Origin of the sequence: Bradyrhizobium sp. HKCCYLRH2047, assembly GCF_051168175.1 — a bacterium.
Taxonomy (GTDB): Bacteria; Pseudomonadota; Alphaproteobacteria; order Rhizobiales; family Xanthobacteraceae; genus Bradyrhizobium.
Genome location: NZ_JBNPUM010000004.1, coordinates 216006 through 236143, shown reverse-complemented (window position 1 = coordinate 236143; position 20138 = coordinate 216006). Strand labels below are relative to the sequence as shown.

Annotated in this window: 18 protein-coding genes and 1 tRNA gene; 9 read left to right on the top strand and 10 right to left on the bottom strand. The window is 65.5% G+C overall.

Annotated elements, in window-relative coordinates:
- The first annotated feature begins 5 nt into the window (after positions 1 to 5).
- The gene (locus ACQR1D_RS11420; protein ID WP_434838356.1) at positions 6 to 1226 is read left to right on the top strand and encodes an ABC transporter substrate-binding protein; all 1221 of its coding nucleotides are present in this window, start codon (positions 6 to 8) and stop codon (positions 1224 to 1226) included.
- 89 nt (positions 1227 to 1315) lie between these two features.
- Here the strand turns inward: ACQR1D_RS11420 and ACQR1D_RS11415 are convergent.
- Positions 1316 to 1391, bottom strand: a tRNA-Trp gene (locus ACQR1D_RS11415).
- A 150-nt stretch (positions 1392 to 1541) separates the two neighbouring features.
- Between ACQR1D_RS11415 and ACQR1D_RS11410 the strand changes: the two genes are divergently transcribed.
- Positions 1542 to 2777 (top strand): serine hydrolase domain-containing protein, encoded by a 1236-nt coding sequence (locus tag ACQR1D_RS11410; protein ID WP_315800984.1) that lies wholly within the window; start codon positions 1542 to 1544, stop codon positions 2775 to 2777.
- Positions 2778 to 3071: 294 nt separating this feature from the next.
- Here the strand turns inward: ACQR1D_RS11410 and ACQR1D_RS11405 are convergent, their stop codons facing one another.
- Positions 3072 to 3839: an SDR family NAD(P)-dependent oxidoreductase gene (locus ACQR1D_RS11405; RefSeq protein WP_434838357.1), complete on the bottom strand. Its 768-nt coding sequence runs from the start codon at positions 3837 to 3839 to the stop codon at positions 3072 to 3074.
- A 152-nt stretch (positions 3840 to 3991) separates the two neighbouring features.
- Positions 3992 to 4699: a histidine phosphatase family protein gene (locus ACQR1D_RS11400; protein WP_434838358.1), complete on the bottom strand. Its 708-nt coding sequence runs from the start codon at positions 4697 to 4699 to the stop codon at positions 3992 to 3994.
- Between the two features lie 145 nt (positions 4700 to 4844).
- Here ACQR1D_RS11400 and ACQR1D_RS11395 point away from each other — a divergent pair, with 145 nt between their 5' ends.
- Both ACQR1D_RS11395 and ACQR1D_RS11390 read left to right on the top strand, forming a co-directional pair.
- On the top strand, positions 4845 to 5630 hold the full coding sequence (locus tag ACQR1D_RS11395; protein ID WP_316237726.1) for an SDR family NAD(P)-dependent oxidoreductase: 786 nt from the start codon (positions 4845 to 4847) through the stop codon (positions 5628 to 5630).
- Positions 5631 to 6687: 1057 nt separating this feature from the next.
- Positions 6688 to 6966, top strand: a complete 279-nt coding sequence (locus ACQR1D_RS11390) for a hypothetical protein (protein ID WP_316177091.1) — start codon at positions 6688 to 6690, stop codon at positions 6964 to 6966.
- Positions 6967 to 7087: 121 nt separating this feature from the next.
- Here the strand turns inward: ACQR1D_RS11390 and ACQR1D_RS11385 are convergent, their stop codons facing one another.
- The gene (locus ACQR1D_RS11385) at positions 7088 to 8146 is read right to left on the bottom strand and encodes a phosphotransferase family protein (protein ID WP_434838359.1); all 1059 of its coding nucleotides are present in this window, start codon (positions 8144 to 8146) and stop codon (positions 7088 to 7090) included.
- A 226-nt stretch (positions 8147 to 8372) separates the two neighbouring features.
- Positions 8373 to 9608 (bottom strand): acyl-CoA dehydrogenase family protein, encoded by a 1236-nt coding sequence (locus ACQR1D_RS11380; protein WP_316177088.1) that lies wholly within the window; start codon positions 9606 to 9608, stop codon positions 8373 to 8375.
- A 226-nt stretch (positions 9609 to 9834) separates the two neighbouring features.
- Between ACQR1D_RS11380 and ACQR1D_RS11375 the strand changes: the two genes are divergently transcribed.
- On the top strand, positions 9835 to 10503 hold the full coding sequence (locus ACQR1D_RS11375; protein ID WP_434838360.1) for a TetR/AcrR family transcriptional regulator: 669 nt from the start codon (positions 9835 to 9837) through the stop codon (positions 10501 to 10503).
- 33 nt (positions 10504 to 10536) lie between these two features.
- Positions 10537 to 10782, top strand: coding sequence for a hypothetical protein (locus ACQR1D_RS11370; RefSeq protein ID WP_315800992.1), 246 nt, complete (start codon positions 10537 to 10539; stop codon positions 10780 to 10782).
- 164 nt (positions 10783 to 10946) lie between these two features.
- Here ACQR1D_RS11370 and ACQR1D_RS11365 read toward each other — a convergent pair whose 3' ends face one another.
- On the bottom strand, positions 10947 to 12173 hold the full coding sequence (locus ACQR1D_RS11365) for a CaiB/BaiF CoA transferase family protein (RefSeq protein WP_316216030.1): 1227 nt from the start codon (positions 12171 to 12173) through the stop codon (positions 10947 to 10949).
- Positions 12174 to 12543: 370 nt separating this feature from the next.
- On the opposite strand from ACQR1D_RS11365, the gene ACQR1D_RS11360 reads away from it, so the two are divergent.
- Positions 12544 to 13119 (top strand): hypothetical protein, encoded by a 576-nt coding sequence (locus tag ACQR1D_RS11360; protein ID WP_434838361.1) that lies wholly within the window; start codon positions 12544 to 12546, stop codon positions 13117 to 13119.
- A gap of 138 nt (positions 13120 to 13257) precedes the next feature.
- Here the strand turns inward: ACQR1D_RS11360 and ACQR1D_RS11355 are convergent, their stop codons facing one another.
- Positions 13258 to 13998: an NUDIX hydrolase gene (locus tag ACQR1D_RS11355; protein ID WP_434838362.1), complete on the bottom strand. Its 741-nt coding sequence runs from the start codon at positions 13996 to 13998 to the stop codon at positions 13258 to 13260.
- Between the two features lie 107 nt (positions 13999 to 14105).
- Here ACQR1D_RS11355 and ACQR1D_RS11350 point away from each other — a divergent pair, with 107 nt between their 5' ends.
- Entirely contained in the window at positions 14106 to 15143 is a 1038-nt protein-coding gene (locus ACQR1D_RS11350) for an SPFH domain-containing protein (RefSeq protein ID WP_315800996.1), read from the top strand.
- Positions 15130 to 16059 carry a sugar kinase gene (locus ACQR1D_RS11345; RefSeq protein WP_434838363.1) on the top strand — a complete coding sequence of 310 codons (930 nt, stop codon included), beginning with the start codon at positions 15130 to 15132 and terminating at the stop codon, positions 16057 to 16059. The genes ACQR1D_RS11350 and ACQR1D_RS11345 overlap by 14 nt, the downstream gene beginning before the upstream one ends.
- 85 nt (positions 16060 to 16144) lie before the next feature.
- Here the strand turns inward: ACQR1D_RS11345 and ACQR1D_RS11340 are convergent, their stop codons facing one another.
- The 3 genes from ACQR1D_RS11340 to ACQR1D_RS11330 all read right to left on the bottom strand — a co-directional run bounded on the left by ACQR1D_RS11340 (position 16145) and on the right by ACQR1D_RS11330 (position 19994).
- Entirely contained in the window at positions 16145 to 18100 is a 1956-nt protein-coding gene (locus tag ACQR1D_RS11340; protein ID WP_434838451.1) for an alpha amylase C-terminal domain-containing protein, read from the bottom strand.
- Between the two features lie 20 nt (positions 18101 to 18120).
- Entirely contained in the window at positions 18121 to 18492 is a 372-nt protein-coding gene (locus tag ACQR1D_RS11335) for a tRNA-binding protein (protein ID WP_315800998.1), read from the bottom strand.
- 509 nt (positions 18493 to 19001) lie between these two features.
- Complete coding sequence (locus ACQR1D_RS11330; protein WP_316216026.1) at positions 19002 to 19994, bottom strand: AraC family transcriptional regulator; 993 nt, start codon at positions 19992 to 19994, stop codon at positions 19002 to 19004.
- Between the last annotated feature and the right edge of the window lie 144 nt (positions 19995 to 20138).

The following is a 20138-nucleotide window of genomic DNA, read 5'->3' as shown; positions in this document are numbered from 1 at the left end:
AATCCATGATGTCTGCCCCGCGGAAGGGCGTGATGAGCCTTGCGGCCATCGGCCTTGCCACTCTCGTCCTCACCGCCGTCCCCGCCCGCGCCCAGGCGCCGCTCAAGATCGGCGTGCTCAGCGACTTCTCGTCGGTCTATTCGGACATTGGCGGCCAGGGCAATCTCGAGGCGACCAAGCTCGCCATCGAGGAATTCGGCGGCACGATGTTCGGCAAGCCGATCGAGGTGATCAGCGCCGATCCGCAGAACAAGGCCGACATCGCCGCCGCGATCGTGCGCAAATGGTATGAGAACGAGGCCGTCGACATGGTCATCGACATGCCGACCTCGGCCACCGCGCTCGCCGGCATGGAGATGTCGAAGCAGTTCGAGAAGCTGATGATCGTGACGGATGCCGCGAGCTCCGACATCACCGGCAAGTCCTGCTCGCCCTACACCGTGCACTGGACCTACGACACCTACGGCAATGCGCACACGGTCGGCAGCGCCATCGTCAAGAACGGCGGCAACACCTGGTTCTTCATCACCGCCGACTATCTGTTCGGCCATTCGATCGAGCGCGACACCGGCGACGTCGTGCGTGCCGCCGGCGGCACGGTGGTCGGCAGCGCCCGCCATCCCCTCAACAACCAGGATTTCTCGTCCTTCCTGCTGCAGGCCCAGGCCTCCAAGGCCAAGATCATCGGCATGGCCAATGGCGGCGGCGACACCATCAACACCATCAAGCAGGCCGCCGAGTTCGGCATCGTCGCCGGCGGCCAGAACCTCGCCGGCATCGTGATGTTCATCTCCGACATCCACAGCCTCGGCCTGAAGCTGGCGCAGGGCCTGATCATCACCGAGGCCTATTACTGGGATCTCAACGACCGCACCCGCGCCTTCGGCAAGAAGTTCTTCGAGCGGATGAAGCGGATGCCGACCATGAACCAGGCCGCGACCTACAGCGCCACCCTGCACTATCTCAATGCCGTGAAGGCCGCCGGCACCCGCGACACCAAGCCGGTGCTCGCGAAGATGCGCGAGACCCCGGTGCGCGACGCCTTCACCGACAACGGCGTGCTGCGCGAGGACGGCCGCATGGTGCACTCGATGTTCCTGTTCGAGGTGAAGAAGCCGGAGGAATCGAAGGGCCCGTGGGACTATTACAAGGTGCTGGCGGAGGTGCCCGGCGACCAGGTGTTCCGGCCGCTGAAGGACGGCAACTGTCCCTATGTGAAGCAATAAGAGGTCGCCGAAACGCATTCGGGGCTCGCGCATCGCGGGCCCCGGCCTCACCTGTCTCGTCGATTTTTGGCTTAAGTGCTTGATCTCGCTGGCAGGAGTGGAGAGGCTCGAACTCCCAACCCCCGGTTTTGGAGACCGGTGCTCTACCAATTGAGCTACACTCCTAGCGAGCCGGGACAGTGTCGCCGGTTCGCGCGCTTTGAAGCATAGACCTCCCCCCGAATGCAAGGGTGCAATGGGGCAAATCGACTGGTCAGACCACAACTTCCGCGCCAGACTTGATGCGAACCGACAACAGGACTTCAGGGAGAGCCCATGACCCCGCCGACTGCCGCATCCAGCGTGCCCCTTTCCGCGCTCCGCTCGCTGACGCCGCCGCTGCCGGATGACCGCCCCGAGGCGCTGGGCCTGTCCCAGGCTCGGCTGCAGCGGGCCTCCGATGCATTCAAGCGCGAGGCCGACAAGGGAACCATCCCCGGCGCCACCCTGCTGGTCGGCCGCCGCGGCCGGATCGGCTGGTTCGACGCCATCGGCCGGCAAACGCCCGACGCCGACACGCCGATGCGGCCGGATTCGATCTTCCGCATCTTCTCGATGACCAAGCCGATCGTCTCGCTCGGGATCATGATGCTGGTCGAGGACGGCGAGCTGCTGCTGTCCGATCCGGTCGCCAAGTTCATCCCGGAATTCGGCGAGCAGAAAGTGGGCGTCGAGACCGGCGGCCAGCTGGAGCTGGTGCCGGTCGCCCAGCCGATGACGGTCCAGGACCTGCTGCGCCACACCTCGGGCCTCGCGTATGAGCACACCGGCACCGGGCCGGTGCACCAGCTCTACCAGCAGTCGCGGGTGCGCAGCCGCAAGATCACCAATGCCGAGCACGCGACAATCGTCGCCGGCCTGCCGCTGATCTGCCAGCCGGGCGCCGAGTTCAACTACAGCCGCTCGACCGACATTCTCGGGCGCATCATCGAGGTCGTCTCGGGCCAATCGCTCGGCGCCTTCCTCGCCGCGCGCATCCTCAAGCCGCTCGGCATGAACGAGACCGCCTTCTTCACCGCGGAGGTCAATGCCGGCCGGCTCGCCGAGCCGTTCGCCAAGGACCCGTGGACCGGCGAGGCGGTCAACCTGTTCAAGATGACCGAGCAGCCTCTGATGGAATCCGGCGGCGGCGGCCTTGTCGCGACCACCATGGACTACGCGCGGTTCTGCGCCATGCTGCTCAACCGCGGCAGCCTCGATGGCATCAGGCTGGTCGGCCGAAAGACGCTGGAGCTGATGGCCTCCGACCATCTCGGGCCTCATGTGAAGACGCAGGGCACCCTGCTGTCGCCCGGTCACGGTTTCGGCCTCGGCTTCGCCGTGCGCCGCGAGGCCGGCATCGCCCCCTTCCCCGGCTCGCCCGGCACCTTCTTCTGGAGCGGCATCGCCGGCACGTTCTTCTGGATCGATCCGAAGGAGGAGCTGTTCTGCGTGTTCATGGCCCAGGCTCCCGGACAGCGCGACTACCTGCGCACGCTGGTGCGCGACGTGGTGTATGCCGCGGTGGAGTGAGGGGGCGTTTGTAGCCCGGATGAGCGCAGCGACATCCGGGATCTCCCGTACTCTTCGTGTGAACCCGCATGTCGCTTCCGCTCATGCGGGCTACGGGGCCTATGACGTTTGCCCGGATGCAGCGACAATCACAACTGTCGTCCCGGCGAACGCCGGGACCCATACCGTGTGATCTGTCGTGGGATGTCACTGCCAGTTGCCTGCCTCATGACGGCCGGTGGTTGTGGGTCCCGGCGTTCGCCGGGACGACACTGTTGGGTGAGGCCGCACCGCCGGCCACGCGAATAGTTCCCCTCAACTGATCGTCGCGCCGCCGTCGATCACCATGGTCTGGCCGGTCATGAAATTGCCGGCGGCGGAGCCGAGGAAAACCGCCGCGCCGGCGATCTCGTCGGGGATGCCGATGCGCAGCAGCGGCGAGCGCGCGGTGGAGGCCTTGAGGTTGTCCGGATTGTCCCACAAGGCTTTGGCGAAATCGGTCTTGATCAGGCCGGGCGCGATGCAGTTCACGCGCACATTGTGCGGGCCGTATTCGCAGGCGAGGTTGCGCGCGAGCTGCATGTCGGCAGCCTTGGAGATCGCGTAGGCGCCGAGGATGGTCGAGCCCTTCAGGCCGCCGATCGACGACACGATGATGATCGAGCCGTCCTTGCGCGCGATCATCTGCGGCACGACCAGGCTGATCAGCCAGTTGTTGGCGACGATGTTGTTGTCGAGGATCTTCCGGAACTGATCGTCGGAGATGCCGGCGAGCGGCCCATAATAGGGATTGGAGGCGGCGTTGCAGACCAGCACGTCGATCTTGCCGTAGATGCGGTTGGCCTCGTCGACCAGGTTCTGCAGGTTCTCCTTGCTGGAGATATTGGCGGCGACGGCCGCCGCCGTGCCTGCACCGAAGCGGTCATTGAGCTCCTTGGCGACGGCATCGCAGACATCGGCCTTGCGCGACGAGATCACCACCTTGGCGCCATGCTCGGCCATGCGCTCGGCAATGGCGAGCCCGATGCCGCGGGTCGATCCGGTGATGACGGCGACCTTGCCGGTCATGTCGAACAGGGTCATGGGGAGTCCTCCTGGGTTGAGTTGTTATGAGTTGCGGAATGGCAGCCGCGAGCTCGGTCGCGTAGCCCGGATGAGCGCAGCGACATCCGGGGTCTCACGCGCTGCAACGGTGAACCCGGATGTCGCTGCGCTCGTCCGGGCTACGAAGTTCACTACGCCAGCTTGCTCGTCGTCACCTCCGGCCCGGCCGGCTGGTGCATCGCGCGGTGCGCGGCATCGGCGATCCATGGCTGCTGGTTGACCATCGGCAACCGCCAAGTGCTGACGTCGCCAGCCACGATGTGGTCGAGCCGGGTCACCGAGCAGTTGTCGATGTCGAACGCCAACCCCTTCTCGACCAGGCCGCCGAGCGCGAGGCCCACCGCGGCCTTGATGGTGCCGCCATGGCCGACGGCGATGACGTCGCGGCCGGCTTCCGAAACGGTGATACGAGCAATCGCCGCGGTGACGCGGGTGTAGAGATCCATGTAGCTCTCGCCGCCCGGCGCCGGCTCATCGATGGCGGCGAACCAGTGGCTGCCCGCGGGACGGCTGGCCAGGAACGCGGCGCGGTTCATGCCCTGCCATTGTCCGAGATGCTGCTCGGCAAAAGCGGCCTCCCTGACCATCGCTGCGGGACGCGGGAAGCCCGCGGCCCAGATCGCCTCCGCGGTCTGATGCGTGCGCATCAGATTGCTCGCATACCACGCCGCACTGCGCGGCAGGATTTTTGCGACCGCCTCGAACACCTCGCGATCGGAGGTATCGCAGGCGATGTCGGACTGGCCGTAGATATTGCCGCCGTCGCTGCGCACCGGCGCGTGACGCACCCACCACCAGCGCGTGGTGACGACAGAAGGTTTCGTTGCATCAACCGACATCGCTCAACCCTTCCCTCCGCTCGTCTCTCGCTGTACGTGAAGGCCCAGATCGTCTCAAGCCGCTTGGCGATCTCAGCACGTTTGAAACGGCGTTTGAATTCCGTTGCGCGGCACGCAACTGATCACAATTGAAGCAGGAGGAAACATGGGCCGCCTCGAAGGCAAATCCGTCATCATCACCGGCGCCGGCAGCGGCATCGGCCGCGCCGCATCCTTGATGTTCACGAAAGAAGGAGCGCGGCTGATCGCGGTCGATCGCAGCGAAGGCGTCAAGGAGACGGTCGAGCTCGTCAAGCAGCAGGGCGGCATCGCGGAGGCCGTGATGGCCGACGCCGGTTCGGAAGCCGACGTGAGCGGCTTCATCGATCGCGCCGTTGCCACTTACGGCAAGCTCGACGTCATCTGGGCCAATGCCGGCATCTCCGGCGGCTTGATCCCGATCGCCGAACAGACCGTCGAGCACTGGCAGGAGATCCTGCGCATCAATCTGATCGGCCCGTTCCTCGCGGTGAAATACGCGATGCCGCACATGGTGCGGCAGCAGCGCGGCGCCATCGTCTGCACGGCCTCCGTTGCGGGCCTGAAGTCCGGCGCCTCGGGCCATCCCTATGCGGCGAGCAAGGCGGGCGTCATCAGCCTGGTGCAGACCACGGCCTACTCGCTGTCCGGCACCGGCGTGCGGATCAATGCGGTCTGTCCCGGCCTGATCGAGACCGGCATGACCAAGCCGATCTTCGACGGCGCCAAGGAGCGCGGCACCGAAGGCAAGATCGGCCAGCTCAATCCGTTGAAGCGCGCCGGCCAGCCGCATGAGATCGCCGCCATGGCCCTGTTCCTCGCCAGCGACGAGGCCTCCTACGTCAACGGCCAGGCCTTTCCGGTGGACGGTGGGCTGACCGCGTCGATGCCGTATGCGGGCAAGCCGATCTAATTGAATGGCTGCCTCACTCTCCGCTGTCGTCCCGGCGAACGCCGGGACCCATAACCACCGGCCGGAGTGAGGCAGGTAACTGACAGCGACATCCCTCGATGGATCACGCGGTATGGGTCCCCGCGTTCGCGGGGACGACACCTGTTGTTGCCGCACGACTGCGGCCCCTAAACCACGATTGCCCGCCATCCCCACCGCTGTCGTCCCCGCGAACGCGGGGACCCATACCCCCAGGGAGCGGTTTGAGGCAGGCTGACGGTTGGCTTTTGGCCCAACACATCTGCTGCGGCGTATGGATCCCGGCTCTGCGCACCGCCAGCGCGTTCACGCTGTCGATGCTTGGCCGCAATGACGATATCCAAACATGCGCGTTCATTCCCGCGACGCATCCGCGCCCGAGTGATCCCAAGAAACTCACCGCCCTTCGCAATCGAAGGGCGCAGGGAAGGCCAGGCGTCGGCTGACGCCTGCGGCCCGCCTGCGAAAGAAATGCAGGCGGCAGGTACCACAGGTGCAGCCGAGAACACCCGGCCTTCCCTGCGCGATGGTCTTAACGCTTATACGCAGTCTCCCTGGTGCGCCGGGCTTGTTGGCCACCATCGCCGCGCGGCGCTCAGGCCAACGCGACTTGATACCAGCATCGGGGTATCAGGACCCTGCGACTTCACGTCCGCGAACTGCCGTTCGTCCGCGTAGCAAGCTACGCTGCGACATCTCCGCGGCCACCGCCTCCCCGCCTCGCGTGTCGTGACGATCGCGCGCAACGCCCCTCTCGTTGAGGCGGGATGGCGGCCATCAAATCACAAATTCCGAAAAAGCGAAAGTAAAATCTTTCGCCTGCCCAGGCTGAACGAGGCGATCACCTTGATCACGCTCGCAAACTTTCTTTGCCGGCGCGACCGCGTCGTGTCGCAGCGGACAGCGGTCTGGTTCAAGCGCAGGCATCGGCGCTCGCTGCGATTTTTTCAGCCCACGTCTTCGAACCGCCTGCTTCGAGCCTCCGTCGAACTTCGCAAGCGGACCATTCCGGCCTCGCCGAAACCGAAGGATGGATCAGATGTCGAGATTGTCGAAACTAGCCCTGCTCACCTTGGGCGCCCTGGCGGCCGGCGCGGCCATGACGGGCGCGAGCGCGCGCGAGATCCAATGGCCGGGCTGTGAGCTGGTCTCCTGGACGGCCTGCGGCACCGATGCACAGGTGCAGCAATCGCAGCGCCGCCAGAGCCGCGATACCTCGCCGATCTACATGAAGCAGACCGATCCGCGCTACAGCGGCGCGCTGACCGCGGCCGGTGGTGGTGGCGGCGGTGGTGGTGGTGGCGGCGGTGGGCGCTGAGCCCGCACCAACGCGGGCCTGATGAGGAGCCCGGATGCGCGAAAGCGGCATCCGGGTTCAGCACTTCTGCCGGTGAAGAACCCGGATGTCGCTTACGCTCACGCTCATCCGGGCTACCAAGCTACGCCGCTCCGGCCTTCTGCGCGTAGGCCCAGGCCTGCTTGGTCATCGGCACCATGCGCTTGACGGACTCGATGGCCTTGTCGTTGGCGGCGGTGCCGTCGCGGATGCGGCCGATGATGCCCTGCAAAATGCCGGCGAGCCGGAACAGATTGTAGGCGAAGTACCAGTTGAGGTCCGGCAGCTCGGTGCCGGTGACGCCGCAATAGATTGCGGCCGCCTCCTCCATGGTCGGGATGTTCAGCGCCTTCAGGTCGACCCCGTCGAGGCCCGGCATGATCCACTGCATCAAGAGATAGGTGAAATCGGCCATGGGATCGCCGAGCGTCGACAGTTCCCAGTCCAGCACCGCGATGACGCGCGGCTCTGATGCGTGGAAGATCATGTTGTCGAGCCGGTAGTCGCCATGCACGATCGAGACGCGCTGCTGCACCGGCAAGGTGCGCGGCAACCACTCGATCAGCTTCTCCATTTCCGGCAGGTGCTCGGTCTCGGAGGCGCGATATTGCTTGGTCCAGCGATCGACCTGGCGGGCGAAGTAGTTGCCCGGCTTGCCGAACTCGGCGAGGCCGATCGCCGCCGGATCATAGCTGTGCAGCTTCGCCAAGGTCTCGATCTTGCTGGCGAAGATCGCGCGCCGCTCGGGCGCTGCGACATGCGGCAGGGTCGGATCCCAGAACACCCGGCCCTCCTCCATCGACATGATGTAGAAGGCCGCGCCGATGACGCTGTCGTCGTTGCACAGCGCATAGGCCTTGGCGACCGGGAAGCCCTGCTTGCCGAGTGCTGCGATGACGCGGAATTCGCGATCGACTGCATGCGCCGACGGCAGCAGCTTGCCGAACGGCTTTCGCCTGAGCACGTAGGAACGCGCCGGCGTGTTCAGGCGATAGGTCGGGTTCGACTGGCCGCCCTTGAACTGGAGCACGGTCAGCGGGCCCTGATAGCCTTCGACATGCTCGGCCATCCAGGCCGCGAGCTTGGCCTCGTCGAAGCGATGCCGCTCCTCGACCGGCTTGGTGCCGGAGAATTCTTCGTCCTTCTTGACGCCGTCGGCCACGACGAACTCCCTTGGTGTTACGTCTCATCCTACGAGCCGCGGCGATTGCCGTCGCTCGTTTTTTTCGTCATTGCGGGCGTCGCCTGCGATGCCCGTGAGAGGGCTCAGTTACGTAGGGTGGGCAAAGCGAAGCGTGCCCACCCTCTTGCTTCGCGCTCGACAATGGTGGGCACGCCTCCGACTGCGCGCTTTGCGCACAGCCGGAGGCCTTGCCCACCCTACGAGTTCAGTGCCGCGGCTCGTTGGCGTATTTCTTCATTTCGAGCCGGGCGATGGCGCGGTTGTGCACCTCGTCGGGGCCGTCGGCAAGTCGCAGCGTGCGGATGTTGGCGTAGTCCTTGGCGAGACCCGCATCATCCGACACGCCGGCGCCGCCGAACGCCTGGATGGCGTCGTCGATGATCTTCAGCGCCATGTTCGGGGCGGCGACCTTGATCATCGCGATCTCGCCCTGCGCGGTCTTGTTGCCGACCTTGTCCATCATGTCGGCCGCCTTGAGGCACAACAGCCGGCACATCTCGATATTGGTCCGGGCCTCGCCGATGCGCTGCTCCCACACCGAATGCTCGATGATCTTCTTGCCGAACGCGGTGCGCGTCATCAGCCGGCGCACCATCTTCTCCAGCGACTCCTCGGCCTTGCCGATGGTGCGCATGCAGTGATGGATGCGGCCGGGGCCGAGGCGGCCCTGCGCGATCTCGAAGCCGCGGCCCTCGCCGAGCAGGATGTTCTCCGCAGGCACCCGCACGTTCTCGAGCAGCACCTGGGCGTGGCCGTGCGGCGCGTCGTCGAAGCCGAACACCGGCAGCATCTTCTCGACCTTGATGCCGGGGGTGTCGAGCGGCACCAGGATCTGCGACTGCTGCTGATGCTTGGCGGCCGACGGATCGGTCTTGCCCATCAGGATCGCGATCTTGCAACGGGGGTCGCCGACGCCCGACGACCACCATTTGCGGCCGTTGATGACGTAATGATCGCCGTCACGCACGATCCGCGTCTCGATGTTGGTGGCATCCGACGACGCCACCGCCGGCTCGGTCATCAGGAAGGCCGAGCGGATCTCGCCGTCCATCAGCGGGCGCAACCATTTGCGCTTCTGCTCCTTGGTGCCGTAGCGGATGAACACCTCCATGTTGCCGGTGTCCGGCGCCGAGCAGTTGAACACCTCGGAGGCCCACGAAATGCGGCCCATCTCCTCGGACAGCAGCGCATATTCGAGATTGGACAGACCGGCGCCGCGGAACTCGTCGTCCTCATGTGGCGACGGCGGCATGAACATGTTCCACAGCCCTTCGGCCTTCGCCTTGGCCTTGAGGTCCTCCAGGATCGGGATCACCTTCCAGCGATCGCCCTCGGCGTCCTGCTGCTTGTAGATCGGCACCGCCGGGCGGACATGCTTGGTCATGAAGCTGCGCACGCGCTCCAGCCATTCCTGCTGCTTCGCCGACATCGTGAAGTCCATGGGACTCTCCTTGGGTGTTTCCTCTGAAATTTTGGCCGCAGTGTCGGCCCGCCCACGGCGTCCGTGCAAGTGTGATCTTGCGCAACACGACCGCGCGAACCGTCGCTGCAGCGCCGAAATGTCGCCCCACGGAAGAACCGTGATTGACATTGCGGCCGTCTCAAACAATAGTTTCATACAATTGTTTGAAACGCAACTCCCCGCTTCATCGTTCGGGAGGACGAGCATGGCGACCGACCAGACCCGGACTGCGATCCTGATCGCCGCCGAGCGGCTCTATGCCGAACGCGGCTTCTCCGACGTGACCTTGCGCGACATCGTGGCGGAGGCGAACGTCAATCTCGCCGCGGTGAACTATCATTTCGGCTCCAAGGACGAACTGATCGCCGAACTGTTCGTGACGCGCTCGATCGCGCTCAACCGCGAGCGCCTGCGCGAATTGCGTGAAGCCGAGGATGCCGGCGGCGGCCGCGCCGACATCTCCGACATCCTGCGCGCCCTCGTCGGCCCGATCCTGCGCGGCTGCCTCGGCCCTGAGAACCAGCGCTCGGCGGTGGCGCAGTTCATGATCCGCGCCTCGATCGAATCGGTGCCGCCAATTCGCCGCATCAAGACCAAGGAAATCGACCATCTGCGGAAGTTCGCAAGCGCAATGCAGCGCGCCCTGCCCGACAGCTCCGAGGTCGATCTGTTCTGGGGCCTGCATTTTGCGCTCGCCATGGCGCATCACACCATCCGCGAGAGTGAGCGCCTCACCAAGCTCTCCGACGGTCAATGCGACCTCGACGATGTCGAGGATGTGATCGCGCGGGTGGTGCGCGGCGCCGTGCTCGGCTTGACCACGCGCGAGAGCGCGGCAAAGTCGAAGGTCAAGATTGCAGCGCGCAGCCCGTAGCCGGGATCCCACCATCCACCATGGAGTCCACTCGTGACGTACCGACCGCACCTGTTACTCGCCTTCGTCGCGTCCACGCTCGTGATGGTGACCGCCAGCGAGCCGGTGCTGGCCCGCGGCGCCGCCGCCAGCATCATGAACTCGCCGGGCTATCAGCGCCGTCTGCAGGAATCGCGGCAGCAGCTCGGCGCGCCACCGCCCGCCCGGTACGTTGTAGAGCCGCGCTATCATGCGCCGCGGCACAAGGCGAAGCGGCACCGTCATCACAGCCACAATTAGGAGCAAACTCTCTCCACGGGTCGTCCCGGCGAACGCCGGGACCCATACCGCATGATCCGTCTTGAGGCACGCGGAGAGATATCGAGAGTCAGCACGCCGGCCGGTGGTTATGGGTCCCGGCGTTCGCCGGGACGACACCGGAGAATGACGCGACTAGCGGTGCCCTACACGACGCCCTGCTGCTTCAACGCCGCGATCTTCGCCTCGTCATAGCCCAGCCCCGACAGCACGTCCTGGGTATGCTCGCCGAGCAGCGGCGGCGCGCGATATTCGGTGATCGGGGTGCCCGAAAAGGTCAGCGCGTTGCGGATCAGGGACAGCTGCGGCTCGAACGGGTGCTCGACCTTCACCTCCATGCCGCGCGAGCGGACATGCGGATCGGCGAACACGTGCGCAAAATCGTTGACCGGCCCGCATGGCACGCCGGCCTTCTCCAGCTCCTCCAGCCAATGCGCCACCGAGTTCTTCAGGAACAGGCCGGCGAAGATCGCCATGATCTCCTTGCCGTTGACGACGCGGTCGTTGTTCCTGACGAATTTCGGATCGGTGGCGAGCTGGGGCGAGCCGAGCACGGCGCAGGTGCGCGCGAATTGCGCGTCGTTGCCGACCACCAGCATCAATTCGCCGTCGGTGCAGCGGAACACGCCGGCCGGCATGCCGCCATTGCCCCAGGTGCCGCGGCGCGGCGGCGACTTGCCGTTGACCAGGAAGATCTGGGCGTAGTGCGACAGCGACGCGATCACGGTATCGAACAGGCAGACGTCGATGTGCTGGCCGCCGCCGTCATTGACGTCGCGGTGATACAGCGCCGAAAGGATGCCGATCGAGGTGTTCATGCCGGTCATGTAGTCGACGATCGAGGGACCGACCTTCATCGGCCCCGCCCCCGGTTCGCCGTCCATGTGGCCGGTCACGCTCATCAGCCCGCCCATGGCCTGGAAGATCGCATCATAGCCGGCGCGCGGTGAATACGGCCCGGTCTGGCCGAAGCCGGTCACCGAACAGTAGATCACGTCGGGATTGATCGCCTTGATGGCCTCGTAGTCGAGGCCGTAGCGCTTGAGATCGCCGACCTTGTAGTTCTCCATGAACACGTCGCAGTCCTTGGCGAGCGCGCGGATGATCTCCTGCCCCTCCGGCGAGGCGATGTTGACTGTGACGGACTTCTTGTTGCGGTTGGCGCAGATGTAGAAGGAATTGTTGTTGTTGGCCTTGCCGTCGGGATCCCTGAGGTAGGGCGGACCGAACGCGCGCGCGTCGTCGCCGGTGCCGGGCCGCTCGATCTTGATCACCTCGGCGCCGAGATCGGCCAGCATCTGCGCCGACAGCGGTCCGGCCAGGACGCGGGTCAGATCGAGAATCTTGATGCCAGAAAGCGGCAGGGCCGACATGGAGTTCCTCCGGGAGTTCTTATTCCTTGGCGCGGACATGCCCTAGCGAGGGCCCCGCCCGTCACCCGCCGATACACCATTTCGCGACTCGGAGCACTGCGCTGGCGGCATGCCGCCTTGCCCGGCAGAGGACGTCACCCCGAGCACCGCGCCCCGGGCGACCCAAATCCTGGGCGGTGGAAACTCGTCGCCGCTCCAAGACGGCCGCTCCGGCGCGGACATTGCCGGATTCGCGACGGCCGGCCACTTTCTTGCTTCATTTTGTGTGCGACCGGAGTCCAGACACATCCGGACACAGGGAACAAGGAGCCGTTAAGCGTTACAGCCACAGCTGGAGGCAGGTTTGATGTCTTACCCTCTGGAGCACGCCATGACGTCGATCTCTGCCTCCTCGATGAGCGGCTTTTCCCCGCTCGACCTGCTCAAGCAGGAGCTCACCAAGGAAGTCTCGGCCGGCAAGGTCAGCTCGACCGACCAGACCGCCCTGTCGTCGGCGCTCGACGACATCGACTCCGCGTTGAAGAGCGGCAGCGGCAGCTCGTCCTCGTCATCGACCTCCAGCACACCGCCCTCGCCCAAGGAGATGCAGTCGAAGATCGACGATCTCATCCAGAGCGAGGTCGACAGCGGCAAGCTGACGTCGGACCAGGCAAGCGAGCTGAAGAACGTGTTCGCCAACGCCTTCTCCGGCGGCCCGGGCGGCGCGGGTGGTGCCGGTGGCCCGCCACCCGGTCCGCCGCCGAGCGACGACAGCAGCAGCGACACCACCTCAAGCACCTCGTCCTCGTCGTCGTCATCGTCCTCGTCCCAGGTCGAGGAGCTCCTGAAGAAGCTGCTCGAGGCGCTGCAGAGCTCGAACAGCAGCACGACCTCGTCCTACGGCGCCAGCGGCACCAGTTCGTCGAGCTCGACCAGCAAGTCGCTGGTGGTGGACTTCTCGGCGTGACCGAACGAAGACGCGCCGCGTAGTCCGCACGGTCTCGTGGCGCACCGTCTTCCCATCCTGGTCATTGCGAGGCAGCCGGGTTCTCCCAGCCAGCGCGTGAGCCCCGCATGTCGCTACGCTCATGCGGGCTACGGGGCTTCACTCCGGCGCGTTGAATGTCCGCGCAAAATACACCGGCGCGGCCGCCGCCTTGAGGCGGTAGAGCTGGGCCGGCCGGTTCGGTCCCTTGCGCATCTTGGCGACCGGCTCGATCAGGTCGGCCGAGAGCATGCGGGTGCGGAAGGCGCTCTTCTCCAGCGGACGATCGAGCACGATCTCGTAGGTCCGCTGCAGCTCGGGCAGAGTGAACTCCTCCGGCATCAGATAGGCCGGCAGCGAGGTGTACTCGACCTTGTTGCGCAGCCGCCGCACGGCGGCCTGCAGGATCTCGGCATGATCGAAGGCGAGCTTCGGCTTCACGCTCATGCCCGCGAGCGGAAACCATTGCGCATCGGCCGCGAGCCCGGCCTCCGCTGCTGACGCCGGGATCAGCGCGAAATAGGCGTGCGTCGCCGACCAGCCGCGCGGGTCACGGTGCGCGCTGCCCCAGCTGCCGAGCTGCTCCAGATAGGGACTGAGGACGCCGGTCTTCTCGGCGAGCTTCCGCCCCGCGCAAGCTTCGAGATCATCGTCCTTGGCCACGTCAACGAAGCCGCCTGGCAATGCAAAGGCGTCCGGGAACGGCTCCCCCTCGCCGTGGCCGCGCCGCACCAGCAGCACGTGCAGCGCCTCCAGCCGGATCGTGAAGATGACGATGTCCACCGTGGTCAGCGGCCGCGGAAAATCCAGTCCGCCCGCTCTCGCGGCCGCTCCGCCGCCCTGCCCCTGCCGTGTTGCCATACCGCCCGCCCCCGAATTCGTCCCTTGACACTAGCATACTTAGTTGTACTGTCCAACTTACTAAGTTGGCGTGACACACTTACGCCAGTCAACGTCAGGAGGCCGCCATGTTCGGCTTACGCTTCATCAAGGCCCAACCCACCACCTATCTCCTCAAGTACCGCGCCGGCAGCGTGGTCGAGGAAGGCGCCGGGCTCTCCACCTTCTATTATGGGCCCGCGACCTCGCTGGTCGCGATCCCGATCGGCAGCCGCGATGCCGCCTTCATCTTCCAGCAGATCGCCCGCGACTTTCAGACGCTGACGATCCAGGGCCAGGTGACCTACCGCATCGGCGAGCCGAGGAAGGCGGCCGCGATGCTGAACTTCACGCTCAAGCGCGACGGCAAGACCTACGAGTCCGATGACCCGGAGGAGCTGCCGCAGCGCGTGCTCGGCGCGGTCGAGGTGCTGGCGCAGCAGGCGGTCAAGGACATGACCCTGAAGGAAGCGCTGCGCGCCTCCGACCGCATCGCCGAGGCGATCGCGGCCGGATTGAAGCGCCGCGCCGACATCGATGCGCTGGGCCTGGACATCCTCGGCGTCGCCGTGCGCGCGGTGAAGCCGACGCCGGAGACCGCCAAGGCGCTGGAGGCCGAAGCGCGCGAGGCGATCCTGAAGACCGCTGACGAAGCCATCTTCGCGCGGCGCAATTTCGCCGTCGAGCGCGAGCGGGCGATCCGCGAGAGCGAGCTCGACACGGAGATCGCGGTCGAGCAGAAGAAGCGCTCGATCCGCGAGACGCAGATGGATGCCGAGGCCAGCGTCGCCGCAAAAAAGAACGAGCTGCGCGAGGCCGGCATGGTCGCCGATATCGGGCTCGAGGCCAAGCGCAAGGATTTCGTGTCGCTGAATGCGGCGAACACCCGCACTTTGGCGGATGCCGAAGCCTATCGCGTCGGCGCGCTGATGAAGATCTTCGAGGGCGTCGACACCCGCGTGATCCAGGCGCTGGCCGCGACCGGCATGCAGCCGGGCCAGTTGATCGCGCAGGCGTTCTCGGGCCTCGCCGAAAAGGCCGAGAAGATCGGGCAGCTCAACGTCTCGCCGGAGCTGCTGAACAGCCTGATGCAGAAGCCCGCGGAGGCGCCCCGTGTCCGGCAATGACCGCAAGGTGGTCTTGGTCGTCAGGAGAACGCGGCTCGAGGAGCTGATCGCAAGATTCCTCACCGCGGACCAGGCCCGCTTCTATGTCGAGCATCTCGGCGCCGATTTCTCCGACTACGAGCGCGAGCACGCGGCCTATCAGGCCGCGCGCGCCACGGCGACGCAGACGCTGGAGCGCTGGGGCCGCTACCAGATCGTCGACCGCGGCTTCCTGCCGAACTTCATCTTCGGCCCCGCCGACATCGTCGCGGCGCTCGGCCCCGACGGGCTCGTCGCCAACACCATGAAATATCTCGACGGCCAGCCGCTGCTCGGACTGAACTCCGACGCTCAGCGCCATGACGGCGTGCTGCTGCCGTTCGCGCCGACCGATCTCGCGAGCCTGCTGCCCGAGGTCGCCGCCGACAAGCGCGCCGCCAAGGCCGTGACCATGGCGCGCGCGAGTCTCGCCGACGGCCAGACGCTGCATGCGGTCAACGACCTCTTCATCGGCGCGCGTACCCACGTTTCCGCCCGCTATGAGATCGCAACGCGCGACGGTCAGGAACGGCAGTCGTCGAGCGGACTGATCGTCGCCACCGGGCTCGGCTCGACCGCCTGGTTCAAGAGCATCGTCACCGGCGCGCTGGCCATAGCCGGCCGTTACGGCAGCCACGGCGATGGCGACTACACCGCCCTGCCCTGGGACGCCCGGAGCTTGCGCTTCGCCGTGCGCGAGCCGTTTCCGAGCAGGACGTCGCAGACCTCCCTGGTCTGCGGCGGGCTGAACGGCGCCGAAACCTTGCGCCTGCGCTCGCTGATGCCCGAGAACGGCGTGATCTTCTCCGACGGCATCGAGGCGGACAATCTCGATTTCAATGCCGGAACGGAAGCGGTGATCGGGATTGCGGAGCGGCAGGGACGGCTGATCGTGTGAACCGATACCGAACGCCGCTGCAGTTCGCTGCTGGATGGTGGGCACGCCGCCGCCTTCGGCGGCCGCTTTGCCCACCCTACGATCCTCATTTCCTCGCGAACACGAGCACGCCGTTCGCCGGGATCGTCACATCAGCCGAGCTCGGCTGGCCGTGCAGCGGCGGGCCGCCGGCGGTGACGGAGCCATTGTTGCCGACGACGCCCGGGTTGACCCAGTTGTCGTAGACGTCGCTGTTGAACACCTCGAGCCAGGTGCCGCCTGCCGGAAAACCGATGGCGTAGTCGCGCCATGGCGTCTCGCTCAGGCTCACGATCACCATGACGTCGTCGCCCTGGCCATCCCAGCGGTGGAAGGCAAGCACGCGGTTGCCGTCATGGACGTGGACGATGGCGCAGCCCTCCGCGGTCAGCGCCGGATGGGTGCGGCGGATCGCGATCAGCTCTGACGTGAAGCGCATCGCATCCGCGGTGATCTTGTCCTCGCCGTCGAGCAGCGACCACTGGATCGTGGTGTCCAGGCTCGGCGTGTCGCTCCATGGTCTGTCCTCGAACAGCTCCTGGCCCATGAACAGCATCGGGATGCCCGGCGCGGTCAGCAACAGGCCGGTGGCGACGCGGCTGCGGCTGCGCGCATACCAGCAGCGACTGTCGACGGGATCAGCGAGGCGCGGAATGCGCGGCTCGCGGCCGGCATAGACGATGTCGTGGTTCTCGATCGAGTTGACCGCGCGCCAGCGCTTGTCGAGGCTGAGATCGGCGATCGCCGCGGCGATCGGCTGCATCGGGACGACAGCGCCCGCGCCGCCGGCCGCGCTCGCGATGGCGCCGCGCACCGACAACCGCAGGCCGTCGCTCCAGGTCGCGTCGAAGCCGGCGCCGCCCTGCGCGATGTCCCTCACCACCCACGGGTTGACAGGCCAGTATTCGGCGATCTGGATCGCATCCGGCTTCTCGGCGCGCAGCGCCTCGGTGAGCTGCTGGCAGGTCGCCCAGCCGCCGAAGCGGTCCATCACGCTGACCTCGTCGAAGCGCAGGCCGTCGGCGTGATACTCGCGATACAGCATGATGGCATTGTCGACGAGGTATTGCCGCACGTCGGCGTTCCAATAGGCAAACACCTGGCCGCCGGCCCAGCCCTGGTCGGTGAAATACAGGCTGCGGTTGGGATCGCCATAGGCCTGACGGTCGAAGAACCAGATGCTGCTCTCGTCGAACCCGCCGCCGGCGTGATTGTAGACGACGTCGAACAGCACGGCGATGCCATGGACATGGCAGACATCGATCAGCGCGCGCAGCTGGTCGTCGCAATGACGCACCGCGCCGATATCGGCGTAAGGCGCGGCGCCGGCAGCCGTCAGGATTTCGTTGGTCCGTGCGAAATAGGCGGCGAGATGCGCCTCTTCGTGCTCGCCATATTCGGTTTCCGGGCTGAACAGGTCGGTGCCGTTGTAGCCCATGCTGAACATGGTCGGGAATTCCTGCACCGGCAGCAGCTCGATGGCGTTGACGCCGAGCTTCGCCAGATGCGGCACGCGCTCGATGACGTCGAAGAAGCAGCCGTCGGGATTGCCCGCCTTCATGTCGAAGGTGCCGACATGGAGCTGATAGATCACGAGCTCGTTGTTGGGCGGCGGCGTGAAGTCGGTGTCGTGCCAGGGAAACGCGCCGGGATTGCGCAGCACCGAATGCGCCTGCGGAAACGGCGGATCCACGGTGAGCAGCCGCGCATGCGGATCGCGCTTGTAGCCGGACGAGCCCTCACCCTCGACGAAATACATGTAGGCGTCGCCGTCCTTGAGCGACGGCACGAAGATCGCCCAATGGCCGTTGCCGATCGGCGCGAGACGGCAGTTCGCATCCTGCGCCCAGTCGTTGAACGGGCCGGAGACGTAGACCGCCTTGGCATGCGGCGCGAACACGCGGAACGTGGCGCCGCCGGTCACCAGGGTGCCACCCATCGGAGCCTGGAGAAGATGCATCTGCCTGAGCGATATCCGTAGGCCTTCGGGAAACGGCGGCAGCGTAACAGGTTCGAGCAGCATATCCACGGCCGGCCCTCCGCTCAGAACAGCCGCGCGCCGTTCGGCACGGCCTTGTCGGGCTGGAACAGCACGACGTTGCCCTGCTCATCGGGAAAGCCGAGCGTCAGGACCTCGGACATGAACTTGCCGATCTGACGCGGCGGGAAGTTGACGACGCCGGCGACCTGGCGGCCGACCAGGGTGGCCGGATCATACAGCGCCGCGATCTGCGCGCTGGAGCGCTTCGTGCCGATACCGGGCCCGAAATCGATCGTCAGCTTCAGCGACGGCTTCTTCGCCTCCGGATAGGGCTCGGCCGCGACGATGGTGCCGACGCGGATGTCGACGGCCAGGAACTGGTCAAAGCCGATCCCTGCTGCCGCCGGTGCTGTCGGATCGTGGGAGAGATGCATGGCGGCCTCATCAAACGCGGGACCGCGCGGGAAGGCTTGCGATCCCGACGCGGTTTGGGCCGGAATCTTTAATGGCCATACGGGCTCCTGACAATGCACCCGCCCGGCGACGGCACGGCATATGGACGATTGGCTGCGTTGGTGTGGCGGGCCGGTCGCAGGCTGAGAAGCCTCCAATCTCTGGCGAGCAAGCGGGGTACCGGCTTTATGCATCGCCGAGCGGAGGTCCGTGAATCGCCATGGCGTGCTGCTACCCGCCACATCGTCGCATGCGCGCGTTTCCCCGTCCTGCAGCATGCCCGCCGCCGAGCGCAATGACCCTGACACGTCACCTGTAATGTCGCAGTTCGTTCGCTTTTGCCTCCAGACGCAGCACGGAGGCTCAGCCTGCCCGCGAATAGCGGACATCGTCAGCACCCGTCGCCAGGCACAACCTGCCTGCCGCGCGTTGCTGCCTCACTGCTCTTGCGCTCTTGGGATGGTCCTGGCCGGCGCTTCTGACAGGCGAGCTAGGCGGCGCGCCGCCCGCGCGAAAGAGTTTCGGATGGGAGCTCACCGAACATGTCGCGATAGTCTCTTGCGAAGTGTCCGAGATTTCCGAAGCCGCAATTGAAGGCGACTGCAGAGACGGAGGTACGCTGATTGGGCCCCTCGAGCATCTGCTTTGCCTGTCGCAATCGCACCGTTTTCGCAAACGCCATCGGCGAATATCCGCGGCTCTTCTTGAACGCAGCATAGAGCGCGCGGACGCTGACGCCCGTCTGCGAAGCCAGCCCCTCGATCGTGATGGCGCGGTCCCAAGAGGCCTCGATATATTCCTCGGCCAGCCGAACGATCCGCGGCACGACGTCCTTTTCGGCTCTCTCCAACAGCTCGCTGAAATTGTGGCGGTGAGCCGACAGGAAGGAAACGATGAGAGCCTGCTCCAGTTCGACGAGGACCGCGCGTGGCAGCTCTGTCGCCGTCGCATCCAACTGATGAGCGAGGAACATCGCCAGATCGCGCAGGACCAGAGCGTTCGGCTGCAACGCCGCGGCAATCGGATCAAACTTGAGAACACCGGCCGGCTTTGCACCGAGCAGCGTCGTCAGTGTCTGCTCCAACGCCCTCGCGCTTATTCGAAGAATGAGCTGCTCATAACCTGGCTCGAACACAATCCTGTTGGCTTCGCCCGGCGCAACTATGCAGGACTGCCGCTCGGTTATCGCGACCGCCGTGCGATTTAGAATGGTCAAAGCGCTGCCTTTGAGGCCAATTTGCAGGCGCGCGAAGTCGCTCTCCGGGAACTTTACGACCGACCTTCCCCCGCCATATGCACAGAAGCCAAGGCCGATATTCGCAAGCTGAAGGTAGTTTCCTACCCCTTGGAATTCATTTGCGTTGGTGACTGCGAAGCCAGTTGCCCCATAGACCGTACGCAACGCGTGCTCCATCGCCTCCGGATCGTCTGTACGAATGACGGGAGCGCGGCTCAGCAGGCTTACGGATCGGTCAAGGTTCATCCAAAGATAGTATCTCAGATTGACCGAACTCAAACCTGGGAAAAACCCGGTCAGCGGCGCGGTGTCGCAGCTCGATCTTCGTGAAGGCCGATATAGCTTTTGAGGCCGCCCCAGCGCTCTTGAGAATGGTGTCGCCGACGCGTC

What these genes read in the sequence shown, in the direction of transcription:
- ACQR1D_RS11360 (WP_434838361.1), top strand. Translation starts at nt 12,544, where the DNA reads ATGACGTCGATCTCTGCCTCCTCGATGAGCGGCTTTTCCCCGCTCGAC.
- ACQR1D_RS11395 (WP_316237726.1), top strand. Translation starts at nt 4,845, where the DNA reads ATGGGCCGCCTCGAAGGCAAATCCGTCATCATCACCGGCGCCGGCAGC.
- ACQR1D_RS11390 (WP_316177091.1), top strand. Translation starts at nt 6,688, where the DNA reads ATGTCGAGATTGTCGAAACTAGCCCTGCTCACCTTGGGCGCCCTGGCG.
- ACQR1D_RS11405 (WP_434838357.1), bottom strand. Translation starts at nt 3,839, where the DNA reads ATGACCCTGTTCGACATGACCGGCAAGGTCGCCGTCATCACCGGATCG.
- ACQR1D_RS11410 (WP_315800984.1), top strand. Translation starts at nt 1,542, where the DNA reads ATGACCCCGCCGACTGCCGCATCCAGCGTGCCCCTTTCCGCGCTCCGC.
- ACQR1D_RS11365 (WP_316216030.1), bottom strand. Translation starts at nt 12,173, where the DNA reads ATGTCGGCCCTGCCGCTTTCTGGCATCAAGATTCTCGATCTGACCCGC.
- ACQR1D_RS11400 (WP_434838358.1), bottom strand. Translation starts at nt 4,699, where the DNA reads ATGTCGGTTGATGCAACGAAACCTTCTGTCGTCACCACGCGCTGGTGG.
- ACQR1D_RS11375 (WP_434838360.1), top strand. Translation starts at nt 9,835, where the DNA reads ATGGCGACCGACCAGACCCGGACTGCGATCCTGATCGCCGCCGAGCGG.
- ACQR1D_RS11355 (WP_434838362.1), bottom strand. Translation starts at nt 13,998, where the DNA reads ATGGCAACACGGCAGGGGCAGGGCGGCGGAGCGGCCGCGAGAGCGGGC.
- ACQR1D_RS11420 (WP_434838356.1), top strand. Translation starts at nt 6, where the DNA reads ATGATGTCTGCCCCGCGGAAGGGCGTGATGAGCCTTGCGGCCATCGGC.
- ACQR1D_RS11340 (WP_434838451.1), bottom strand. Translation starts at nt 18,100, where the DNA reads ATGCTGCTCGAACCTGTTACGCTGCCGCCGTTTCCCGAAGGCCTACGG.
- ACQR1D_RS11380 (WP_316177088.1), bottom strand. Translation starts at nt 9,608, where the DNA reads ATGGACTTCACGATGTCGGCGAAGCAGCAGGAATGGCTGGAGCGCGTG.
- ACQR1D_RS11335 (WP_315800998.1), bottom strand. Translation starts at nt 18,492, where the DNA reads ATGCATCTCTCCCACGATCCGACAGCACCGGCGGCAGCAGGGATCGGC.
- ACQR1D_RS11330 (WP_316216026.1), bottom strand. Translation starts at nt 19,994, where the DNA reads ATGAACCTTGACCGATCCGTAAGCCTGCTGAGCCGCGCTCCCGTCATT.
- ACQR1D_RS11350 (WP_315800996.1), top strand. Translation starts at nt 14,106, where the DNA reads ATGTTCGGCTTACGCTTCATCAAGGCCCAACCCACCACCTATCTCCTC.